This is a genomic window from Pseudomonas sp. PP3, assembly GCF_905336995.1.
Lineage (GTDB): Bacteria > Pseudomonadota > Gammaproteobacteria > Pseudomonadales > Pseudomonadaceae > Aquipseudomonas > Aquipseudomonas reinekei.
Genome location: NZ_HG995459.1, coordinates 1,538,178 through 1,559,224, shown reverse-complemented (window position 1 = coordinate 1,559,224; position 21,047 = coordinate 1,538,178). Strand labels below are relative to the sequence as shown.

The following is a 21,047-nucleotide window of genomic DNA, read 5'->3' as shown; positions in this document are numbered from 1 at the left end:
ATCACGGCGCCCACCCTAGGTACAGATATTTATTGTCTTGATTCGAACTGCAGCGTTCCGACATTTTACACGTGTTGCTTATTTGAACGTCCATACACTTGAGCATCGGATACCTTGCACTGTTATTACCGACCATTCGTCTAAAACCTACAGCAACCTGTCAATTATGACAGTAGAACATTTTCCTATTCTTAGGCTGAATGGATTGACCATTCGCCTGAACGAGTGGTCAATCCATTGAGTAGGAATATGACCATGAATAAGCAAGCAAGCCTTCGGCCGGCGGCTCTACCTTACTTACAAGTGCCTGAAAGTGACGGCGATACCCTTAATATAATTGACCACGATGAAGATCCTACTGTCATCTCCAAGCAATGGCCGCAAGCTCGCTTGTGGATGCACATATCGGGAATTGACATCTCAGGGAATCCACTTGTCGTCGACTTGCTAGACAGCGTCATAGCTACGCCAGAACAACTTGCTAATGGGCTTAACGTAGACGTACCCATAGACAAACTTATAAACTTTAAAAATGAGTCACATATTATCATCAATGCCAGGATAACACCTGACGGTGATACAGACGTGTCAACCGCAATAAGCTTTCCAACCAAGGAATTACTCCTCCAAACCAAGCCAGACCTGGATGAAACAACCACCTTCAATGACCAGACTTATGGAGGCTGGGAGAAGGGAGTTAATGGCACACCTCTACAATTCAGAAGTCGAGGCGAGGCTGGCTACTGCCTGTATAACGAAATCACCAACTGGGTCGAAGGCATAGTTCTTCAGAAAACCTTTAATGTAGTGCCTGGGCGAAGATATGAGGTTTCGGCAGGCCTTTCGCTAGCAAGCTCATCAAACCAAACCGAGTTTGTTTTCAGCATAGATGGTAGAAATTCGCCACCATACCTAATACGGGAAATAGCATGGGAGACACCCACGTTTTCCGCAATTGCAACCTCTGACTCTATAACTGTAAAACTTATACAAAACGGGAAGCAAACACACAGATACTTTATTGAAGATTTAAGAGTCAGGGCGATGCCGCGCAGCTGAAAAACAAAGCCGTTAGAGAAAACACAACCGTCTGCGATCGAGTCGTCCGGCGACGGCCAGGTCCCGCACGACAGCATAGTTATCTTCAAATGGATATTTATTATGAACAAGCAAGCTTTCGAAATTCAGCCACCGCCTTTACCTGCTCTTGATATGAGTGGAGCTGTAGACGGCGTCCTAGATGTGAGTAACAGTGACCTAAAGCCCGCTGTCACTTCAAACCCATGGGCTCAACCTCGCCTGTGGTTAGAGGCAGCAGGTATAGATAACTCAGGTCAGAACCACACTATTACACTGTATGAAAGCCAGACAGCCACACCAGAACAACAAGCTCACGGGTTTAACACTCCGATCCCCAGGGAGGAACTATTAAACTTCGCAAATAAATCAACGTTTCATATCAAAGGCAAAATCGCTTTCGATGGAAATTCTGATGAAACAGCCACCGAATTATTTCCGCCTCTTGAACTGACCATCATAAACCAGAAAGAAAAACTGTATGAGCTCGTAGACTTTGATGATCAGACATACGGAGGATGGACTAAGGGCCCTGGAGGGGTTGAACTTCAATTTGTACTGGACGCTCCGGGAGACTACGCGCTTTTTAACAACACTTCAGATGTAGGCGGTCAACACAAGGGCATAGTGCTACAAAAAACATTCCCTACAACAGTCGGGGAAATATATGAAGTTTCAGTGGACGTAAAAAAAGTAAACGCTGGCACTCCCCATGCCATGCTTTTTTTCAGCATAGACAACGATAACTCCCCCATCAATACGATATCCAAACTAACCTGGACCAATCTGAAATTTTCCGCTACAGCCGCGTCGAACACAATGGTCGTCGCACTCAACAACGATCAGTCATCGACAAATGGCAACGACTTCACGATTAACAACCTATTAGTTAAGTCTGCATTATAAGTGACGACTCAACTGTATCACCCAGCAGGGCTACCTCGTAGTCACAGAGGTTTGCCCTCCGCTGGTCTACCGCCCGTGATTGCGATGAAAAACCTCCTCCCCCATCGCCGCAATCTGCCCCTCGATCAACGCCTCGAACGGCTTCAGCAACGGCGCAAACGTTGCCGGTGCCTCGAGGGTTTCCAGCGCCTGCACAATCGCTTCCACCGTCGACAACGCCCCCGGCCCCGGTGCCTTGCGCAGGCGATAGCGGGACACTCCGCCTTCGGCCAGCGTCACCCGAGGCAGCGCCGCCAACAGCGGATTGAGGTGCAGCATCTTACGCGCTTTGCGCCAGGTGCCGTCGGGGACCACCAGCAACAGCGGCTCATCGGCGACGGCATACGTCTGCATCGGTTGCGCGTCCTCGCCGGGAAACAACAGCCGCGCGCAATAACCCGGCTGATTCAGCAGCGCCGGCAAATCCTCAAACACCTCACCCACGATCAGCTCGGCATTCTGCAACCCGAGCGCCGCCAGACGTGCGGTGTTCAACGCATGATTGACCTCACTCGGATGCTGCAATAACAGCACCCGGGTGCGGCTGTCGAGGCTGGGAATCAGCGGGCACAGGCAATGGCTTTGCGGGCGCAGGCAACGTGGGCATTGAATTCTGGACATTGTCTTTACGCCTGATTCAGTTGTGCTTTGAGCAGATCACGGAAAGTCTGGATCAACGGCTCGCGGCTGCGGCCCCGGCGCACGATCATCGAGAACGGCGCCTGATAGCCGAAGGTCGCTGGCAGCAGCACGCGCAAATCGCCCTTGTCGGCCCAGGCCTGGGCGTAGTGCTCCGGCAGGTAGCCGATGTAGGCGCCGGACAGCACCAGGATCAGTTGCGCCTCCATACTCTCCACCGTGGCGGCGCTGTGCTTGAAGCCGTGGCGGGCCAGTTCGGCCTGGCTCCAGTAGCCGCGACCGACCATGCGCTGTTGGGTGATGACTTGCTCGGGGATGCGCCGCTCATTGAACAGCGGATGCCGCGAGCTGCAATACAGCCAGTGCTGCTCGCGATACAGCGGCATGTACACCAGGCCGCTCATACGCGTGGAGAACGCGCCGATGGCCAGGTCGAGGCGGTTGTCCTGCACACCGAGCTGCAATTCATAAGGGCTCATGACCGAGAGGTGCAAGTGCACCGCCGGATGTTCCTGGCTATAGGCGCCGATGGCTTCGGCGAACGGCAAGGCCTTGTCGCTGACGGTGGAGTCGATCACCCCGAGGTTCAGCGTGCCGCGTAGTTCGCCCTTGAGCGCGGCGGCGTATTGTTCGAAACCTTCCAGCTCGCCCAGCAGGCGCAGGGTTTCCTGATGAAACAACTCGCCTTTACTGGTCAGGCTGAAACCGCCCCGGCCGCGATGACACAGCACCAGGCCCAGGGCCGATTCGAGCTGGCTCATGTAGGTGCTGATGGCCGACGTAGAGAGGTTGAGCGCTTGCTGGGCGTTGGCGAATCCCTGATGGCGCACCACGCTGACGAAGATGCGCAATAGTTTCAGGTCGGGTAAAGCGTTGGCCATGCGGGCTCCGAATACAAGCTAATACATGCTGCTCTTGTGGCGAGGGAGCTTGCTCCCGCTCGGCTGCGCAGCAGTCGTGAACCCGCCACAGACGGTCTGTCTGATACATCAGGGCTGAATGGTTTCGGGGCCGCTTCGCAACCCAGAGAGAGCAAGCTCCCTCGCCACAAGACTGTGCGGAGCATCGTAAGTCTATCGCTGTCCCAGCCATTAGTTTAGAAAAATCTGAACTAAGTATTTGCCCGTAGCGATTCTTCCCGGCCACTACCTTTCGCAGAATCGGCGCCACAAGGTTCGCCCGTCCCTTCCGTGAACGGCGTAACCCAATAAATAAAACAACGACGATGAGGCCCTACCCGTGGACAAGATTCTTCACCAACCACTGGGCGGCAACGAAATGCCGCGCTTCGGCGGCATCGCCACCATGCTGCGACTCCCCCATGTTCCTACCGCTGCCGGCCTCGACGCCGCCTTCGTCGGCGTGCCGCTGGACATCGGTACTTCGCTGCGCCCCGGCACCCGCTTCGGGCCGCGTGACATCCGCGCCGAATCGGTGATGATCCGCCCTTACAACATGGCGACCGGTGCCGCACCGTTCGACTCGCTGTCGGTTGCCGACATCGGCGACGTGGCGATCAACACCTTCAACCTGCTGGATGCCGTACGGATCATCGAAGAATCCTACGACAACATCCTCGAACACGATGTGATCCCGCTGACCCTGGGCGGTGACCACACCATCACCCTGCCGATCCTGCGTGCCATCCATAAAAAGCACGGCAAGGTCGGCCTGGTGCACATCGACGCCCACGCCGATGTGAACGATCACATGTTCGGCGAGAAAATCGCCCACGGCACCACTTTCCGCCGCGCCGTCGAAGAAGGTCTGATTGACCCGGACCGCGTTGTGCAAATCGGTCTGCGTGCCCAGGGCTACACCGCTGACGACTTCAACTGGAGCCGCAACCAGGGTTTCCGTGTGGTCCAGGCCGAAGAATGCTGGCACAAATCCCTTGCGCCATTGATGGCCGAAGTTCGCGAGAAAGTCGGCGGCGGTCCGGTGTACCTGAGCTTCGACATCGACGGCATCGACCCGGCCTGGGCACCCGGCACCGGCACCCCGGAAATCGGTGGGCTGACGACCATTCAGGCAATCGAGATCGTTCGCGGTTGCCAAGGCCTCGACCTGATCGGTTGCGATCTGGTAGAAGTCTCGCCCGCATACGACACCACCGGTAATACCTCGCTGCTGGCCGCCAACCTGCTGTACGAAATGCTCTGCGTACTGCCTGGCGTGGTCCATCGCTGAGGATCGGTGATGAACGAACGTGATCAGGTATTGAAAGCGGCTGCCGATCTGGTATCCGCCTTCGCCCGTAACGACCGCGAAGCCTACTTCGGCGCGTTCAGCGTCGATGCCAGCTTCGTCTTCTACACCCTCGAACAACCGCTGCTGTCGCGCGATGCCTATCAGGCGTTGTGGGACAGCTGGCGTGCCGAGGATGGCTTCGAAGTGCTGTCGTGCACGTCGAGCAACGCCTTCGTCAGCCTGCAGGGTGACGTGGCGATTTTCATCCATGACGTGGCCACCGAGCTGCGCATGCAAGGGGAGCAACACTTCAGCCAGGAGCGCGAGACGATTGTTTTCAAGAAACAAGCGTCTGGCCAAGAACAACAAGGCCTATGGCTGGCCTGCCACGAACATTTGTCCGCAATGCCGGAAGGGCTGCCACCCCCTTAGCCAAACAGGTGACGCTCACACACGATGAGCGCGCCTTTATGATCGGAGCAGATCATGAATAACAACAACAACGACAAAAGCCTTAGCAGCATCGAAACAAACGGGGTCGAACAGATTCCGGACAATGAGCGTACCGCCCGGCCCAGCGACCTGTTTCGCTTGATCTTCGGCGGCGCCAATACCTTTGCCACCGCTGTGCTCGGCAGCTTCCCGGTACTGTTCGGCCTGTCCTTTCAGGCAGGCGTCTGGGCGATCGTGCTGGGCGTGGTGCTCGGTGCATTGATCCTCGCGCCAATGGGCCTGTTCGGCCCGATCAACGGCACCAACAATGCCGTGTCTTCCGGCGCACACTTTGGCGTGCACGGGCGAATCGTCGGTTCTTTCCTGTCGTTGTTGACCGCTATCGCGTTCTTCTCGCTCTCCGTCTGGAGTTCGGGCGACGCACTGGTGGGGGGCGCCAAACGCCTGATCGACCTGCCGGAAACCGACCTGACCCTGGGCCTGGCCTACGGTCTGTTCGCACTGTTGGTGCTGACGGTGTGCATTTACGGTTTCCGTTTCATGTTGTGGGTCAACCGCATCGCAGTGTGGGCGGCCAGCCTGCTGTTCCTGCTGGGCATCTTCGCTTTCGCCCCGGCGTTCGACAGTCAGTACGCCGGCACCGTGGCCATGGGTCAGGCGGGTTTCTGGGCGGCGTTCATCGGCGCAGCATTGGTCGCCATGAGCAACCCGATCTCCTTCGGTGCGTTCCTCGGTGACTGGTCGCGCTACATCCCGCGTGAAACACCGAAGGGCCGGATCATGGTCTCGGTGATTGCCGCGCAACTGGCGACGCTGATCCCGTTCCTGTTCGGCCTCGCCACCGCGACCATCGTGGCGATCAAGGCACCGGACTACATTGCGGCCAACAACTATGTCGGCGGCTTGCTGGCAGTGTCGCCCACCTGGTTCTTCCTGCCGGTGTGCCTGATTGCGGTGATCGGTGGCATGTCCACCGGCACCACCTCGCTGTATGGCACCGGGCTGGACATGTCCAGCGTGTTTCCTCGGGTGCTGTCGCGGGTCAAGGCCACGCTGCTGATCGGTGTGATGTCGATTGCCTTCATCTTCATCGGTCGCTTTGCGGCGAACCTGGTGCAGAGCGTGTCGACGTTCGCCGTGTTGATCATCACCTGCACCACGCCATGGATGGTGATCATGATCATCGGCCTGCTGGTGCGTCGCGGCTTCTACTGCCCGGATGACCTGCAAGTGTTCACCCGTGGCGAGAAGGGGGGGCGCTACTGGTTCACCCACGGCTGGAACTGGCGCGGCATGGGCGCCTGGATCCCGAGCGCGGCCGTCGGCCTGTGCTTCGTCAACCTGCCGGGGCAGTTCGTCGGTCCGCTGGGCAACCTGGCCGATGGCATCGACATCAGCCTGCCGGTGACCCTGGGCCTGGCCTCGGTGGTGTACCTGGTGTTGCTCAAGATGTTCCCGGAAGCGAACGCGGTGTTCGGCCCGAATGATTCACGCAGCAAGAGCACGGACCCGCTCGTAAAACCGGCGATGCACCCAGTCGCCTGATTTTTAGCCTCACATAAAAAAGACAATCGGAGACACGCCATCATGGCTTTGGATTTATTCGTCGTACTCATCTACGCCGCCGCAATGCTGATACTCGGCTACTGCGGCATGCGCAAGGCCAAGACCCATGAAGACTACCTGGTTGCGGGTCGAAACCTCGGCCCGACCCTGTACATGGGCACCATGGCTGCCACGGTCCTCGGCGGCGCGTCCACTGTGGGCACCGTGCGTCTGGGCTACGTGCACGGCATCTCCGGTTTCTGGCTCTGTGCCGCGCTGGGTTGCGGGATCATCGCGCTGAACCTGTTCCTGGCCAAACCCTTGCTCAAACTGAAAGTGTTCACCGTCACCCAGGTGCTGGAAAAACGCTATAACCCAATGGCCCGTACCGCCAGTGCGACCATCATGCTGGCCTACGCCCTGATGATCGGCGTGGTCTCGATCCTGGCCATCGGCACCGTATTGCAAGTACTGTTCGATCTGCCTTTCTGGGTCTCCATACTGGTGGGTGGCGGGATCGTCGTCATCTATTCGACCATCGGCGGCATGTGGTCGCTGACCCTGACCGATATCGTGCAGTTCGGTATCCAGACCGTCGGCCTGATGTTCCTGCTGTTGCCGATCTGCCTATACCGCGTGGGGGGCTGGGACCAACTGGTCGCGCAACTGCCGGCCGCCAGCTTCAACTTCACCAGCATTGGCTGGGACACCATCATCACCTACTTCATGATCTACTTTTTCGGCATTTTGATCGGTCAGGACATCTGGCAACGGGTATTCACCGCCAAGAGCGAAAAAGTGGCGAAGTACGCCGGTACTTCGGCCGGTATCTACTGCATCATCTACGGTCTGGTTTGCGCACTGATCGGCATGGCTGCTCACGTGCTGATCCCGGACCTGGACAACGTCAACAACGCTTTCGCCGCTATCGTCAAAGTCTCGCTGCCAGACGGCATTCGGGGCCTGGTGATCGCTGCTGCACTGGCGGCCATGATGTCCACCGCCAGCGCCGGCTTGCTGGCAGCGTCTACGACCCTGACCGAAGACCTGTTGCCGAAACTGCGCGGCGGCAAAGAGTCAAACATCAGCACCAACCGCCTGTTCACCCTGCTGACCGGCATCGTTGTGCTGGGTATCGCTCTGGTAGTCAATGACGTCATCAGCGCACTGACGCTGGCCTACAATCTGCTGGTAGGCGGCATGTTGATCCCGCTCATGGGTGCAATCTTCTGGAAGCGCGCCACCACGGCCGGAGCAATCACCGCCATGGCGTTGGGCTTTATTACCGCCCTGATCTTCATGTTCAAGGACGGAATGGACGCCAACTCGCCGATCTACTTCAGCCTCGGTGTCAGCCTGGTGAGCTTCGTGCTGGTCAGCCTGATGTCCCGTCGCCCCGCGACACTGGCCAGCGCTGTTTGATCTGAACATAACGACTTGATGCTTTCTTCGACGGGTGTGGCGTCGGTTGCCACACCCGTTTTTTTCGTCTGGAGAAAATGCCGTCCATCCATCTCGTGAAAGACGAGTGGCGACGTCTTCCGGCTGAAGCCTGCTGTACTCAATAGCAGGAACCCGTCAGCAGGGAAGACAAACCTTCGCCCTCGAAGAACCCTCATGAACAAAGCCGCCGTACGTGAAGCCGTGCATCGATTCATCAGCCGCTCGCTCGAAGGCCGGGATGACTTCGACGACAACGCCAGTCTGGTGCAATTGGGATTGGATAAAGCGGATATCGAGGACCTGATCTTCCATCTGGAAGACGAGTTCGGTTTGACGGCCTTCACCGCCGAAGAAGACCGGATGCTCAAGACCGCCAGGACGGCAAATGACTTGAGTCGGTTTTTGATGGAGATCGGGCGGCATTGACCTGCCACCCCGCGTAAGCTTTTCGACCGCCAGGCTCGCAGCCTGCGGCAGCGCCCGCAGATGCACCGACAATCGCAGCATCTGTGCAGCACCCGTAGGCGCTGCCGAAGGCTGCGATCTTCTCAGCCCTTGATGGACTTATCGACGGCGCTGCTGGCGTCGACGCTGCTCGTCATCTGTACGGATGGGCACAGGTTGCAGAGGCGGTTCGATCAAACCGAGTGCGACACCCAGGTCGTGCAGCCAGTTTTGGATTTTCTCTTTCATGATGCCCCCTTCAGGGTAGTGCCGAGCGGCCAAAATTCTGTAGCCCCTTCGCACTGATAATAGTCCGAAGTCCTGAGCAATGCTCGCCGAAAGTGGCAATGATCTGTTACTGAATAGATCACAATCGAACACCATTAAATCATGCAATCGCCCGGGCCTGGCTTTGCGCCGACGGATAGACCGCTTGCTGTTCCTCGATCCACGCGTTCAGGTTGGCCCCAACCATGCCCTTGCGCCACATCAGCCAGGTGGTGGCGCTGGCAAACGGCTCGGGTAACGGATGCACCGCGACACTTTCACGGCCCGGCAGGCTGGCGAGCATCGACTCCGACATCAACGCCACGCCGGAGCCGGCAATCACACACGCGAGCATCCCCGGGTAGGACTCGATTTCCATCGCCCGGCCCATGACCGCGTGATCGTGGGAGAACCAGGATTCCAGACGCATCCGATAGGAGCAGCCCTGACGAAAGGTGAACACCGAACGCCCTTCCACGTCCCGCGCGCTGAGCACCGGCGGGTGGTCGGCCTCGCTGATCAGCACCAGCCGCTCCTCGCACAACAGCACGCCGTCAATGACTGCCAGCTCCGGTGGCCCGTCCACCAGCGCCGCATCGAGGCGGCCGGTGAGCAATCCTTCCAGCAGTTCACCGCTGGGTCCGGACTGCACTTGCAGGTTCACCGCCGGATATCGCCGGTGGTAGCGCGCCAACAACGCCGGCAGGTGAATGGCGGCGGTGCTGTACATGGTGCCGAGCACGAAATCGCCAGCCGGTTGCCCACCCTGCACCGCCGCGTTGGCTTCATCGTGCAAGGCGAACAGTTTGGCGGTGTAGTCCAGCAGGACTTTTCCCGCAGGCGACAACTGCAACCGCTGACGCTCGCGCACGAACAATTCAACGCCAAGTTGCTCTTCGAGTTGCTTGAGCCGTGTCGACAGGTTGGATGGCACCCGGTGCAGGCGTTCAGCGGCCCGGGTGATGGAGCCTTCTTCCGCCACCGCCTGGAAGATCCGCAATTGGCTGAATTCCACACCTTTCTCCAAATAAGAACAAGTCACCCACTATTGTTCTTTGATAAAGAAAGTCAATCACTCCCGGCTTGACGGTCGTCGACCTGCCCTGCTCAGCTTTGCCCCAGTACTTTGCGCAACCGGCGGCGAACCCACTGCTCAGCGCTGACAAAGGTGATGCCCAGCAACACCAGTACCGCGCCGATCACAAAGTTCAGGCTCAGTTCTTCACCCAACAGCAACACGCCGAACGTGACCCCGAACAGCGGCGTCATGAACGAAAACACCGCCAGGTTTGCCGCCAGATACCGGCGCAACAGCCAGAACCAGATCAGATAACTGAAGAACGACACCACAACGCCTTGAAACAGCACGCTGGCCACCGCCACGGTGGTCAGGCTGACATGGGTGATCTGGCCGCTGAGCAGCGCGATCAATACCAGGCCGACGAAGCCGACAATCAACTGATAGAACAACGTCAGCGTCACCGGCGCCTCCGACAACCGCGAAGCGCGCACCACCACGGTCGTCGCGCCCCAAGCCGCCCCCGCCAGCACGCCTAAGGCATCGCCGAGCAGCATGCGGCGGTCGAGGTTGTCCCAGGAAACCCCACCGGCAAACGCGATGCCGATCCCGATGAACGCCAGGATAATCCCCAGCCATTGCACCGGTCTCAATCGTTCACTGGGCAACAACCAATGCACGCCCAACGCGGTGAAAATCGGCGCGGTATAGAGAAACACCGACATGTGCGCCGCCGTGGTCAGTTGCAGGCCTTCGGAGATAAAGAAAAACTCCACGCCAAACAAGGCACCGGCCAACAGCCCGCCTCGCCACGTAGCGCCGACCTGGTCCCAGCCACCCTTCCAGCAAATCAACAATCCCACGAGCAATGCAGAAATGCCCGACCGCGCCGCCGCCTGCATGACCGGCGCAATGTCGGGCGCTGCCCACTTGATCATCACCTGCTGGACACCCCAGACCAGGCACAACCCCACCATCACTTGCAGGGCAAATCCATCGGCGCTGCGCCGGGTGGCGCTCACCTTGAAACCTCGACAACACAGAACATGGCAGTGGCTCGACAGTAAAAGCAAAGCCCCGGCCTGCTTATTGACCAAGCGCTGCCGGGGCGAATTTTCATGCTGTCGATTATTAACCAGATGGCCAGAAATTGCCGCCTGTCACAGACCTTTATGTAGCGGGTTGCGTCATCCCGCCGTGGCCAGCGCAACGGGCTGCTGAGCTTGTTCACGTTTGGCCAGAATGAAAAACAGCACGCCACCGAGGAAACAACCGGTGAACCAGGCAAAGTTGGCCATCGGTTGCAGAACCGGGGTGAAGGTAATCGCCACCCCCATCAGCGTGGCCGGAACCAGCGCCTTGACCGCCGTCCAGTTGACTCCGCCGCTGTAGTAATAACGCCCGCTCGGGTCGTCGTTGAACAGCGCATCGACGTCGATCTGTTGTTTTTTGATCAGGTAGTAATCCACCAGCAGGATGCCGAACAAAGGGCCGATGAACGCCGCCAGTACATCGAGGGTGTAGTGAATCACTTCCGGGTTGTTGAACAGGTTCCATGGCGTAATGAAGATCGACGCCACTGCCGCGATCATGCCGCCTGCGCGCCAGCTGATTTTGCTCGGGGCGACGTTGGCGAAATCGAAGGCCGGGGAAACGAAGTTGGCAACGATGTTAATGCCGATGGTCGCGGTGACAAAGGCGAATGCGCCGAGCAACACGGCCACACTGTTGTCGATGCGCGCCACGGTGGCGATGGGGTCGTGAAGCATCTCACCGAACACCGGCAAGGTCCCGGAAACAATCACCACGGTCACCAGGGAGAACGCCAGAAAATTTACCGGCAGGCCCCAGAAGTTGCCGCGACGCACGTCTTTCATACTCCGGCAGTAACGACTGAAATCACCGAAATTCAGGGTCGGACCGGAAAAGTACGACACCACCAGGGCCATGGCCACGATCACTTGTCCGAAGGCTTCCCAACCCGACAAGGATTTTTCCGCGAGGGTGAAACTGATGTTGCTCCAACCGGCCTGCCAGACAATCCACCCCGCCAGCATGAACATGACCCCGTACACCACCGGCCCGGCCCAGTCGATGAAGCGACGGATCGACTCCATCCCGGCCCAGAACACCAGCGCCTGAACAAACCACAGGCTGAGGAATCCGAACCAGCCGAGGTAGGACAAACCGGCAAAGTGCGGTTCGGCGTAGGCAGCCATCGAAGGGAAGAAGCGCAATACCACGATGATCAGCGCACTGGACGCCAGGTACGTCTGAATGCCGTACCAGGCCACGGCAATCAGCCCGCGAATAACCGCCGGAATATTCGCCCCGAACACGCCGAAAGCCAATCGACAGATCACCGGATAGGGCACTGCCGCTTGCTGACTGGGTCGGGCCACCAGATTGGCGATCAACTGCACAATGCAGATCCCGCCGAGCAACGCGATCAACACCTGCCAACTGGCCAGCCCCAGCGCAAACAGGCTGGCCGCAAACACATAGCCGCCAACGCTGTGCACGTCGCTCATCCAGAACGCAAAGATGTTGTACCAATTCCATTTCTGCGGCAGCGGTCCCAGGTCCTGGTTATACAAGCGCGGGCTGTAGCCGCTGGGCAATTGCTCGGTCATTGCGGAGCTCCTCGAAAGCGCTCCCGAAATTGAGGTGGCAAGCACACTGCGTACGGGAGTCGGCATGGTTTGTATACGAGCCGCTACGCAGAATGCGTGCCATATGCAGGAAAGGTGTGACGGATCGGGGCTTTCGGGTGATTTAACGAGGGTAAAGCGGAGAGCATCGCCGAAGGTTTGTGCCCACCCACAGGGCATCCGCGCTTATAAACGGTGCACAGTTTTTGTATACATGGAGGATGAGTGATTGCTGCGCAATCAATCGAGCAGGCTCGCTCCCAGATTTTCCCGGCTGGTGCTGAGCAAATTCGTGGGAGCGGCGCCAGCACTCAGGTGTGCTGGCTGTACTGCAAAATCAGCTCAGTTCAATGCGATCGGCATGAATGACAATCTGGCCATTCTTGTACAACGCACCGATAGCTTTCTTGAAGTTGCCCTTACTGACCCCGAACATGCTGCTGATGACAGTCGGGTCGCTCTTGTCGCTGACCGGCAGAGTGCCGTTGTTTTCGCGCAACTTGGCGAGGATCTTCGAGTTCAGGCTGGTGGCCGCTTCCTGACCGACCGGTTGCAGGCTCAGACTGATCTTGCCGTCGGTACGAACTTCCTTGATGAAGCCCTTCTCTTCTTTCCCGGCGCGCATGAACTTGAATATTTCGTTCTTGTGGATCAGGCCCCAGTGCTTGTTGTTGATGATTGCCTTGAAGCCCATATCGGTGGCTTCGGCAACCAGCAGATCAACTTCCTGGCCCGGCGTGTAATTGGCCGGCGTCTTGTCCAGGTAGCGGTCCAGACGCGCCGTCGCGGTAATACGGCGGGTGTGTTTGTCGAGGTAGACATGCACCACGACATATTCACCCGCCGTCATCTGGCGTTTCTCTTCCGAATACGGCAGCAACAGATCCTTCGGCAGGCCCCAATCCAGGAACACACCGATGCTGTTGACTTCAACAACTTTCAAACTGGCAAATTCACCGACTTGAACTTTCGGCTTTTCAGTAGTTGCGATGAGTTTGTCATCGCTGTCCAAATATACAAATACGTTGAGCCAGTCTTCATCTTCGCTTGGAATATCTTTTGGAATATAACGGTTCGGCAAAAGAATCTCGCCGTCCGCGCCACCGTCCAGATATAAACCGAAGTTGGTGTGTTTAACCACTTGCAAACTGTTGTAACGCCCGACTAAAGCCATGTCCAATACCCTCATTACGTGGCGGCATTCTACCCGGTTTTGCGGGCCGCGTTCGGTGCCCGGTCCGGCCGCAGGAGAAAAACCTGCGCAGGCCTTAATTTTTCCGGGTTTTACGCTGACAACCGGCCGCTCGTCTGACCGAACCGTCGACTTTCGCGCCTGCCCGCGCAGTGCATAAAGCGCTTTTCCAGAGACCTGTTTTTATTTAAAACAGCGACTTACGGGAAATATACTAACAATAACCGGCACTTTATCTTGCTCCTGCGCCGAATCCCGCACAGGATATTTACCAAGCAAATTGCGGGTATTTCCTGTACGATGCCTGGCCAAGTTAATTTTCTACAGGTTAATGGCCGCCATGCGCGTAAAAGCATCTAACAGCAAAGCAAAGCCAGCTCCAGCCGTCGAAACCAGCGAGTCGATCAACAGCCAGATCGCTGCATTCCTCAAATCCGGCGGTGAAATCCAGCAAATTGCCAAAGGCGTCAGCGGCCAGACGTTCGGCCCGTCCAAGCAGATCACGCTGGGCAAGAAGTAAACACCACGCGTCACCTGGTCCCTGGGCGCTTTGAGCTTCGAAGCGCCTGGACTGGAACCCTGCAGCCCCCTCCCCCGTACACCTCCAATATCTCAAAATTCGACGAACGGCCCTCAATACCGGTCATTCGCCGGTATGCTTGCACGCGTCTAGATCAAGCGTTTCAGCAGGCCAAACCGCCCGCACTCGCTGTTCATGGAGTGACGCATGCTCAAATCCTCCTGTTTATCGCTACTGCTCGGCGGCCTGTTGGCTTGCCCCTTCGCCCATGGGCAAGTGTTCCAGCGCGAGCTGGGGGATTTCGATCTGAAACTCGGCACCAGCCCCAGTCGCAGCATGGCCCAAGGCCTGGTCAAACCCTCCGCCGACGGTTCGTTCCATGGTGGCCTGGACCTGACGCACGACAGCGGTTTCTACTTCGGCCAGTGGTCACCCAGCATGGGAATCACCCCGGGGAAGAACCTCGAAATCGATTCCTACGCAGGTTTTAAACAACCTTTCGATCAAACCTTGGGTTACGAGGTGGGGATCATTCACTACAGCTACCCCGAAGTGGACACCCTCGACAGTCAGGAACTGTTTGGTGGTTTGACCTTGCTGGGCAGTCGTTTCGGCGTCGCCTTGAGCAACGACCCGGATAAACAGAACAGCACCCTGTTCGCCGACCTCCGCGGCAATCAGCCTTTCGGCATCGGGATCAGCATGAAGTACACCACCCACCAGTTAAATGCGCCGGTGGCGGTGGACGGTGGCTACGTAGGCAGTTTCACCGATTGGTCGGTGAAACTGTCCCGCCCTTTCATGGGCATCGACCTTAACCTGATCTACAGCGACTCCAGCCTCAGCGGCAGCTATTGTTCGGCCTATTCAGGGCACAACAGCCAATGTGACGGACTCGTCACCCTCAGGGCCGAACGCAGCTTCTATTGATTGGCTGAACTGCCGGCCTCATCTTGCGTTCACATGAGAATCAGATCTCGAAGCCAGGCTTTCGCAAGGATTCGCCCATGTCTCGCTGGTTGAAATACATCACTTTTGTGCTCATGTTCAGCCTCACCCTCGGCGCGTGCAGCCGCATGGGCCTGGCCTATCGCAACCTCGACGTAATCATTCCCTGGACGCTCGGCGACTACCTGGACATGAACGGCGAGCAAAAAGGCTGGTTCAACGAACGTCTCAAGGAACACTTGAGCTGGCACTGCACCACGCAAATGCCCGGCTATCTCGATTGGCTCGACCGTTTGCAAAGCATGGTCGCCAGCAATCAGGTCACCGATGCCGCGCTGCAGGCCCGTGCGACCGAAGCCAGGCAGGCAATCGCCGAAACCGCGCGGGAGATCACTCCGTCAGCCGTGGAGTTGCTGCAAGGTCTGGATGATAGACAGGTCGCGGAAATGAACGAAGCGTTCGCCAAGGACCAGCGCAAGCGTGAGGAGCAATACCTCAAACCGTCTCTCGATCAGCAGATCAAGGAACGTGGCAACCGCATGGAAAAGCGCCTGAATGACTGGCTCGGCCCGCTTAGTCCGACCCAACGTCAGCGGGTAGCGGCCTGGTCAAAAGCCTTGGGCGACCAGAATACGCAATGGATCGCCAACCGCGTTCATTGGCAAAAGCAGTTCAGCGCAGCGGTGGCCCAACGCCAGAGTCCGGAATTCCCACAGCGAATCGAGACGCTTCTGGTCGATCGAGAGCGTTTATGGACACCGGAATATCGTCAGGCCTTCGCCAAAACCGAGGCACAAGCGCGTTCGTTGTTCGTTGACCTGATGGTAGAAAGCACACCGGAACAACGTCAGCGTTTGCAGACAAAGATTGAAGGGGTGAAGAAGGATTTCAGTGATTTGAAATGCCTGAAAGCGGTGAAGCGGGGTTAGATCAAAAGAAGATGTCAGCCTGCGGCAGCTCTTACAGGGTCGAGTGATTCTGTAGGAGCGGACGCAAGCCGCGATCTTTTGTTCAGGCAATCTGCGCCTTTGAAGCCACTTCGTCGAACGTCAGCTCATCCAGCGCATCTTCTTGCTCGTCCAGTACCTGCCGCGGATGGTCATTGCCCGGAATGCTGCTGTCGATCAGGCTCAATAGGCTAGAACCTCGGGGCGTCAGGATGTAATTGGAACCGGTACCGCCCTGCTCCTCCGGCCGAGACTCGATGTAGCCCCGCTCCAGCAGTAACTTTTCGTACTCCCCCGCCACCGCTTTCAGATGGTCGAGGTTCTCCGTCTGCTCACCTTCCGACGCTTTTTCCGCCGCGTACTGCTCGGCATAGGGCCGTGGGGTAAAGCTGGCTTCACCGCGCTGCACTTCGTGCAACAGGCGTTCAATCAAATCCCAGTTGTAAGTCGTCATCCTGCAACCTCCGGTGCCCGAGAGTGGGGGCCTTCATAGGTTGTGACCGGTAAGCCTGACGGCCGTTCACACGATTTTTTTGCCGCGACCGACCGGCGGCATGTCGAATTCCAGGCCAGCCGAACGACTAGGCTGTGTAAGTCACCTCCCAGCCCCACGCAGGAGAAATCATCATGAACGTCCAGAATCATCCCGTCGTGTCCCGGGAAGAATGGCTCGCCGCTCGCAAACAGCATCTGGCCCACGAAAAAGCCTTCACCCGCGAACGAGACAAACTCAGCGCCGAACGCCGCGCGTTGCCTTGGGTGAAAATCGACAAGGACTACCACTTTCAGGGCCCCAATGGCGAACTGAAGCTCGTTGACCTGTTTGGCGACCACAGCCAGTTAGTCATTTACCACTTCATGTTTGCCGACGGCTGGGACGAGGGTTGTCCCGGCTGCTCGTTCCTCAGCGACCACATCGACGGCGCCAACCAGCACCTGGCCCACCATGACGTGGCCGTGGTGGCGGTGTCCCACGCACCGTTCGCCGAATTTCAGGCGTTCAAGCGACGCATGGGCTGGAAGTTTGATTGGGTTTCGTCAGAAGGTTGCGATTTCAACTACGACTTTGGCGTCTCGGCCAGAGCCGAAGACGTCGCCGCCGGAAACGCGACTTACAATTACGAAAAAACTGACGGTTCCGAGGAAGAACTCCCAGGTCTCAGCGTGTTTTATCGCAACGACGCCGGCGAAATTTTTCACACCTACTCAACCTATGCCCGAGGCCTGGACATGTTGGTAGGTGCCTACCACTACCTTGATTTGACGCCCAAGGGGCGAAATGAAGAGGAGATCATGGAGTGGGTGAAACATCACGACAAGTATGGCGACACTGCCCCGGCCAGTTGCTGCCACAGCGGGTGACAATGCGCCTGAACTTTTTTCATCTTTCAGGCCTCAACCGGTTAACCCGCCTTACCCGGAACTGAGGCCTGACCTATGAAAACCCTGCTCAAACTCACTCTCGCCGCCAGCCTCGCTTGCGCCCTGCCCGCCTGGGCTTGTACCCCCGAAGAGGCCACGGCCAAGCGCGAACAATTGGCCAAGGAAGTCACCAAACTCACCGAACAAAATCCGGCCAAGGCAAAGGAGATCAACGATGAGTTGCAGAAGATGGATCTGGGGACTGCTGCCAAGGATCTGCCGGACAAGTGCCAGTTGATTGATCAGCGTCTGAAGGAGTTGGGATCGGCGGAAAAGAAAGCCGAGAGTTAAGACATGATCTTTTGATCTAAAAAAAAACCCGGACATTGTCCGGGTTTTTCATGGGCGGGCTTAAACGACTTATTCAGCCGCCGGCGCTTCCGGCTTGCGGCGCTTGAGCGGGGCCATGCCGTCCTTGCTCACCAGCGAATCGCTTTTCGGCCGATTGGCGCTCTTGCGCTTGGTCGGGGTCTTGGCGGCGACTTTTTTCTTGTCGCCCTTGGCGTCGGTCTTTTTCTTCTTCACGCCGACGGCCTTGCCCGAAGCCTTGACCTTTTTCGGTCCGCCGTAGGTGCCTTTGACTTCCTTGATGGTACGACGCTCGAAGCTCTGCTTGAGGTAGCGCTCGATGCTCGACATCAGGTTCCAGTCGCCGTGGCAGATCAGCGAGATGGCCAGGCCATCGTTGCCGGCGCGACCGGTACGACCGATACGGTGTACGTATTCGTCGCCGCTGCGCGGCATGTCGAAGTTGATCACCAGGTCCAGGCCGTCCACGTCCAGGCCGCGAGCGGCGACGTCGGTGGCCACGAGGATTTTCACCCCGCCCTGCTTCAGGCGATCGATCGCCAGTTTGCGATCCTTCTGGTCTTTCTCGCCGTGCAGCACGAACGCTTTGTATTCCTGCGCCACCAGACGACCGTAGATGCGGTCGGCCATGGCCCGGGTGTTGGTGAACACGATAGCCTTCTGGTAGGTCTCGTTGGCCAACAGCCAGTTAACGATTTGTTCTTTGTGCTGGTTGTGGTCAGCGGTGATGATTTGCTGACGGGTGGTTTCGTTCAGCTGGCTGACCGCGTTGAGCTGCAAGTGCTCAGGGTTATTCAGGACCTTGGCGATCATCTCACGCAGGCCGGAACCCCCGGTGGTGGCGGAGAACAGCATGGTCTGCTGACGGTTGGTGCATTCGTCGACCAGACGCTGCACATCGTCGGCGAAGCCCATGTCAAGCATACGGTCGGCTTCGTCGAGCACCAGCACTTCTACTTCTTTCAAGTCGAGGTTGCCAGCGTTCAGTTGCTCGATCATCCGGCCCGGCGTACCGATCAGGATGTCCGGCACCTTGCGCAGCATGGCAGCCTGGACCTTGAAGTCTTCACCGCCGGTGATCAGGCCGGACTTGATGAAGGTGAACTGCGAGAAGCGTTCAACCTCTTTCAGGGTCTGCTGGGCCAGTTCACGGGTCGGCAGCAGGATCAGGGTCTTGATGCTGACGCGGACTTTGGCCGGGCCGATCAGGCGATTGAGGATCGGCAAGACGAATGCAGCGGTCTTGCCGCTACCGGTTTGCGCTGTCACCCGCAGGTCACGCCCTTGGAGCGCCAGCGGAATGGCCGCTGCTTGCACGGGCGTTGGCTCGACAAATTTAAGCTCGGCCACGGCTTTAAGCAGGCGTTCGTGCAAGGCGAATTCGGAAAACACGGGTGCTACCTCGAAGAAATGCAAAAAAACAGCTGCATAGGGTACCGGTTTCGAGCGCTCAGGCCGAGTTTCTTTATGCAATCGACCGTAAACAGTGGCTTTTTTGTTGCCTGATTTGTCCCCGAACGTAATACAAAGCGTCTTAAATGCTCTAATCGCCCGTCGCGTCTCATAGAAGAATCGTTTTTGCACATGGATATCAAACAGCTCTGGCTCAATGCCCAAGACCTTTGGGGCACTCTCGACCAACATCCGCTCCTGCATGCCAGCCTGGCGCTGATGGTGTTGCTGATCATTGCGCTGCTGCTCGGACGAGTGGCGCGCTACCTGATCCTGCACGCCAGCCGAATGCTCGGCCGTCAGCCCGCCCTGCACTGGGTCAACGACCTGCGCCACAACAAGGTATTTCAACGCCTGGCGCAAATGACACCTTCACTGGTAATCCAGTTCGGCCTGCACCTGGTGCCGGAGCTGAGCAAAACCGCAATGGTGTTCCTCGGCAACGTTGCATTGGCGTTCACCATCCTGTTCCTGCTGCTGTCCGTCACCGCCCTGCTCAATGCACTGCTGGACATCTACGCCCGCACCGAACATGCCCGCACGCGCTCGATCAAGGGCTATGTGCAACTGACGAAAATGGTCTTGTACGTGTTTGGCGCGATCATCATCGTCGCCACGCTGATCGACCGCTCGCCGCTGTTGCTGCTGTCGGGTCTGGGCGCCATGTCGGCGGTGATTCTGTTGGTCTACAAGGACACCCTGCTGTCGTTCGTCGCCAGTGTGCAATTGACCAGCAACGACATGCTGCGAGTCGGCGACTGGATCGAAATGCCACAGGTCGGCGCCGATGGCGATGTGGTGGACATCACGCTGCATACGGTCAAGGTGCAAAACTTTGATAAGACCATCGTCTCGATCCCGACCTGGCGCCTGATGTCCGAGTCGTTCAAGAACTGGCGCGGCATGCAGGCCTCCGGTGGTCGCCGGATCAAGCGCAGTCTGTTCATCGACGCCAGCGGCGTGCGTTTTTTACGCGATGAAGAAGAGCAGAAACTGACGCAGGTTCATCTGCTGACCGACTACATGTCTCGCAAGCAAGCCGAACTCAAGGCCTGGAACGAAGCCCAGGGTAACGTCGCCGCCATGTCGGCCAACCGTCGGCGCATGACCAACATCGGCACGTTTCGCGCCTATGCACTGGCTTACCTGAAAAGCCACGCGGAGATCCAGCCGAACATGACCTGCATGGTCCGGCAGATGCAAACCACCGCGCAGGGCATTCCACTGGAAATCTATTGTTTCACCCGCACCACGGCGTGGGCTGATTACGAGCGGATTCAGGGGGATATTTTTGATTACTTGCTGGCGGTGTTGCCGGAGTTTGGCTTGAGCCTGTATCAGCAGCCCAGTGGCGGGGATTTACGTGCCGGGCTGCTGCCGGCGATGCTCGGCGCGAGCCATATTCCCGAATCCGAAAAGCGTTTGATGTAACCCCGCAAAAACTGTGGGGTTTGTGTGGCGAGGGAGGTGGCTCCCGCTGGCCAGCGACGCAGTCCCATAATCGGCTGGTTCTACGTCTGCTGCGCAGCCGAGCGGGAGCAAGCTCCCTCGCCACGAGAGCTCGCTTCCACTCAGGTACATTCAT

22 protein-coding genes are annotated in these 21,047 nt (G+C 57.7%); 13 read left to right on the top strand and 9 right to left on the bottom strand.

The genetic code is table 11. From position 1 onward, the window contains the following. Nucleotides 1-255 precede the first annotated feature (255 nt). Nucleotides 256-1,059 (top strand): hypothetical protein, encoded by an 804-nt coding sequence (locus KHO07_RS07240; protein ID WP_212626801.1) that lies wholly within the window; start codon nt 256-258, stop codon nt 1,057-1,059. Between the two features lie 102 nt (nt 1,060-1,161). Continuing rightward, nucleotides 1,162-1,983 carry a hypothetical protein gene (locus KHO07_RS07235; protein ID WP_212626800.1) on the top strand — a complete coding sequence of 274 codons (822 nt, stop codon included), beginning with the start codon at nt 1,162-1,164 and terminating at the stop codon, nt 1,981-1,983. A gap of 66 nt (nt 1,984-2,049) precedes the next feature. On the opposite strand, the gene KHO07_RS07230 is transcribed toward KHO07_RS07235, so the two are convergent. Next, on the bottom strand, nt 2,050-2,643 hold the full coding sequence (locus KHO07_RS07230; protein ID WP_212626799.1) for a DTW domain-containing protein: 594 nt from the start codon (nt 2,641-2,643) through the stop codon (nt 2,050-2,052). Between the two features lie 5 nt (nt 2,644-2,648). After that, the gene (locus KHO07_RS07225) at nt 2,649-3,542 is read right to left on the bottom strand and encodes a LysR family transcriptional regulator (protein WP_075948787.1); all 894 of its coding nucleotides are present in this window, start codon (nt 3,540-3,542) and stop codon (nt 2,649-2,651) included. A 358-nt stretch (nt 3,543-3,900) separates the two neighbouring features. Here KHO07_RS07225 and speB point away from each other — a divergent pair, with 358 nt between their 5' ends. The 5 genes from speB (at nt 3,901) to KHO07_RS07200 (ending at nt 8,718) form a co-directional block, all read left to right on the top strand. Continuing rightward, nucleotides 3,901-4,851, top strand: a complete 951-nt coding sequence (speB, locus tag KHO07_RS07220; protein ID WP_056853080.1) for an agmatinase — start codon at nt 3,901-3,903, stop codon at nt 4,849-4,851. Between the two features lie 9 nt (nt 4,852-4,860). Beyond that, the gene (locus tag KHO07_RS07215; protein ID WP_150734950.1) at nt 4,861-5,283 is read left to right on the top strand and encodes a nuclear transport factor 2 family protein; all 423 of its coding nucleotides are present in this window, start codon (nt 4,861-4,863) and stop codon (nt 5,281-5,283) included. Between the two features lie 54 nt (nt 5,284-5,337). Further along, nucleotides 5,338-6,849 carry a cytosine permease gene (locus tag KHO07_RS07210; RefSeq protein WP_212626798.1) on the top strand — a complete coding sequence of 504 codons (1,512 nt, stop codon included), beginning with the start codon at nt 5,338-5,340 and terminating at the stop codon, nt 6,847-6,849. Between the two features lie 42 nt (nt 6,850-6,891). Further along, the gene (locus tag KHO07_RS07205; protein ID WP_150734952.1) at nt 6,892-8,271 is read left to right on the top strand and encodes a sodium:solute symporter; all 1,380 of its coding nucleotides are present in this window, start codon (nt 6,892-6,894) and stop codon (nt 8,269-8,271) included. Between the two features lie 195 nt (nt 8,272-8,466). After that, entirely contained in the window at nt 8,467-8,718 is a 252-nt protein-coding gene (locus tag KHO07_RS07200; protein WP_212626797.1) for an acyl carrier protein, read from the top strand. A 138-nt stretch (nt 8,719-8,856) separates the two neighbouring features. On the opposite strand, the gene KHO07_RS29355 is transcribed toward KHO07_RS07200, so the two are convergent. The 5 genes from KHO07_RS29355 to KHO07_RS07180 form a co-directional block, all read right to left on the bottom strand. Then, a complete protein-coding gene (locus KHO07_RS29355) occupies nt 8,857-8,985 on the bottom strand; it encodes a PA1414 family protein (protein ID WP_007914492.1) in 129 nt (42 codons plus the stop codon). A 139-nt stretch (nt 8,986-9,124) separates the two neighbouring features. After that, the gene (locus tag KHO07_RS07195; protein WP_212626796.1) at nt 9,125-10,018 is read right to left on the bottom strand and encodes a LysR family transcriptional regulator; all 894 of its coding nucleotides are present in this window, start codon (nt 10,016-10,018) and stop codon (nt 9,125-9,127) included. A gap of 92 nt (nt 10,019-10,110) precedes the next feature. Continuing rightward, complete coding sequence (locus KHO07_RS07190; protein ID WP_212626795.1) at nt 10,111-11,043, bottom strand: DMT family transporter; 933 nt, start codon at nt 11,041-11,043, stop codon at nt 10,111-10,113. 165 nt (nt 11,044-11,208) lie between these two features. After that, nucleotides 11,209-12,654 carry an NCS1 family nucleobase:cation symporter-1 gene (locus KHO07_RS07185; RefSeq protein WP_150734955.1) on the bottom strand — a complete coding sequence of 482 codons (1,446 nt, stop codon included), beginning with the start codon at nt 12,652-12,654 and terminating at the stop codon, nt 11,209-11,211. A gap of 355 nt (nt 12,655-13,009) precedes the next feature. Further along, the gene (locus KHO07_RS07180) at nt 13,010-13,846 is read right to left on the bottom strand and encodes a S1-like domain-containing RNA-binding protein (protein WP_212626794.1); all 837 of its coding nucleotides are present in this window, start codon (nt 13,844-13,846) and stop codon (nt 13,010-13,012) included. 349 nt (nt 13,847-14,195) lie between these two features. Here KHO07_RS07180 and KHO07_RS07175 point away from each other — a divergent pair, with 349 nt between their 5' ends. The 3 genes from KHO07_RS07175 to KHO07_RS07165 all read left to right on the top strand — a co-directional run bounded on the left by KHO07_RS07175 (nt 14,196) and on the right by KHO07_RS07165 (nt 16,261). Continuing rightward, entirely contained in the window at nt 14,196-14,384 is a 189-nt protein-coding gene (locus KHO07_RS07175; RefSeq protein ID WP_172668627.1) for a hypothetical protein, read from the top strand. A gap of 207 nt (nt 14,385-14,591) precedes the next feature. Then, nucleotides 14,592-15,314: a TorF family putative porin gene (locus KHO07_RS07170; RefSeq protein WP_212626793.1), complete on the top strand. Its 723-nt coding sequence runs from the start codon at nt 14,592-14,594 to the stop codon at nt 15,312-15,314. A 77-nt stretch (nt 15,315-15,391) separates the two neighbouring features. Next, entirely contained in the window at nt 15,392-16,261 is an 870-nt protein-coding gene (locus tag KHO07_RS07165; RefSeq protein ID WP_212626792.1) for a DUF6279 family lipoprotein, read from the top strand. An 82-nt stretch (nt 16,262-16,343) separates the two neighbouring features. Here KHO07_RS07165 and KHO07_RS07160 read toward each other — a convergent pair whose 3' ends face one another. Then, nucleotides 16,344-16,733 carry a transcriptional regulator gene (locus tag KHO07_RS07160; protein WP_150734959.1) on the bottom strand — a complete coding sequence of 130 codons (390 nt, stop codon included), beginning with the start codon at nt 16,731-16,733 and terminating at the stop codon, nt 16,344-16,346. A 173-nt stretch (nt 16,734-16,906) separates the two neighbouring features. Between KHO07_RS07160 and KHO07_RS07155 the strand changes: the two genes are divergently transcribed. Beyond that, nucleotides 16,907-17,641 carry a thioredoxin family protein gene (locus KHO07_RS07155; RefSeq protein ID WP_212626791.1) on the top strand — a complete coding sequence of 245 codons (735 nt, stop codon included), beginning with the start codon at nt 16,907-16,909 and terminating at the stop codon, nt 17,639-17,641. A gap of 75 nt (nt 17,642-17,716) precedes the next feature. Further along, entirely contained in the window at nt 17,717-17,992 is a 276-nt protein-coding gene (locus KHO07_RS07150) for a hypothetical protein (RefSeq protein ID WP_150734961.1), read from the top strand. A gap of 69 nt (nt 17,993-18,061) precedes the next feature. On the opposite strand, the gene KHO07_RS07145 is transcribed toward KHO07_RS07150, so the two are convergent. Then, nucleotides 18,062-19,402, bottom strand: a complete 1,341-nt coding sequence (locus KHO07_RS07145; protein WP_150734962.1) for a DEAD/DEAH box helicase — start codon at nt 19,400-19,402, stop codon at nt 18,062-18,064. A 192-nt stretch (nt 19,403-19,594) separates the two neighbouring features. On the opposite strand from KHO07_RS07145, the gene KHO07_RS07140 reads away from it, so the two are divergent. Next, on the top strand, nt 19,595-20,893 hold the full coding sequence (locus tag KHO07_RS07140; RefSeq protein WP_150734963.1) for a mechanosensitive ion channel family protein: 1,299 nt from the start codon (nt 19,595-19,597) through the stop codon (nt 20,891-20,893). The last annotated feature ends 154 nt before the right edge of the window (nt 20,894-21,047 follow it).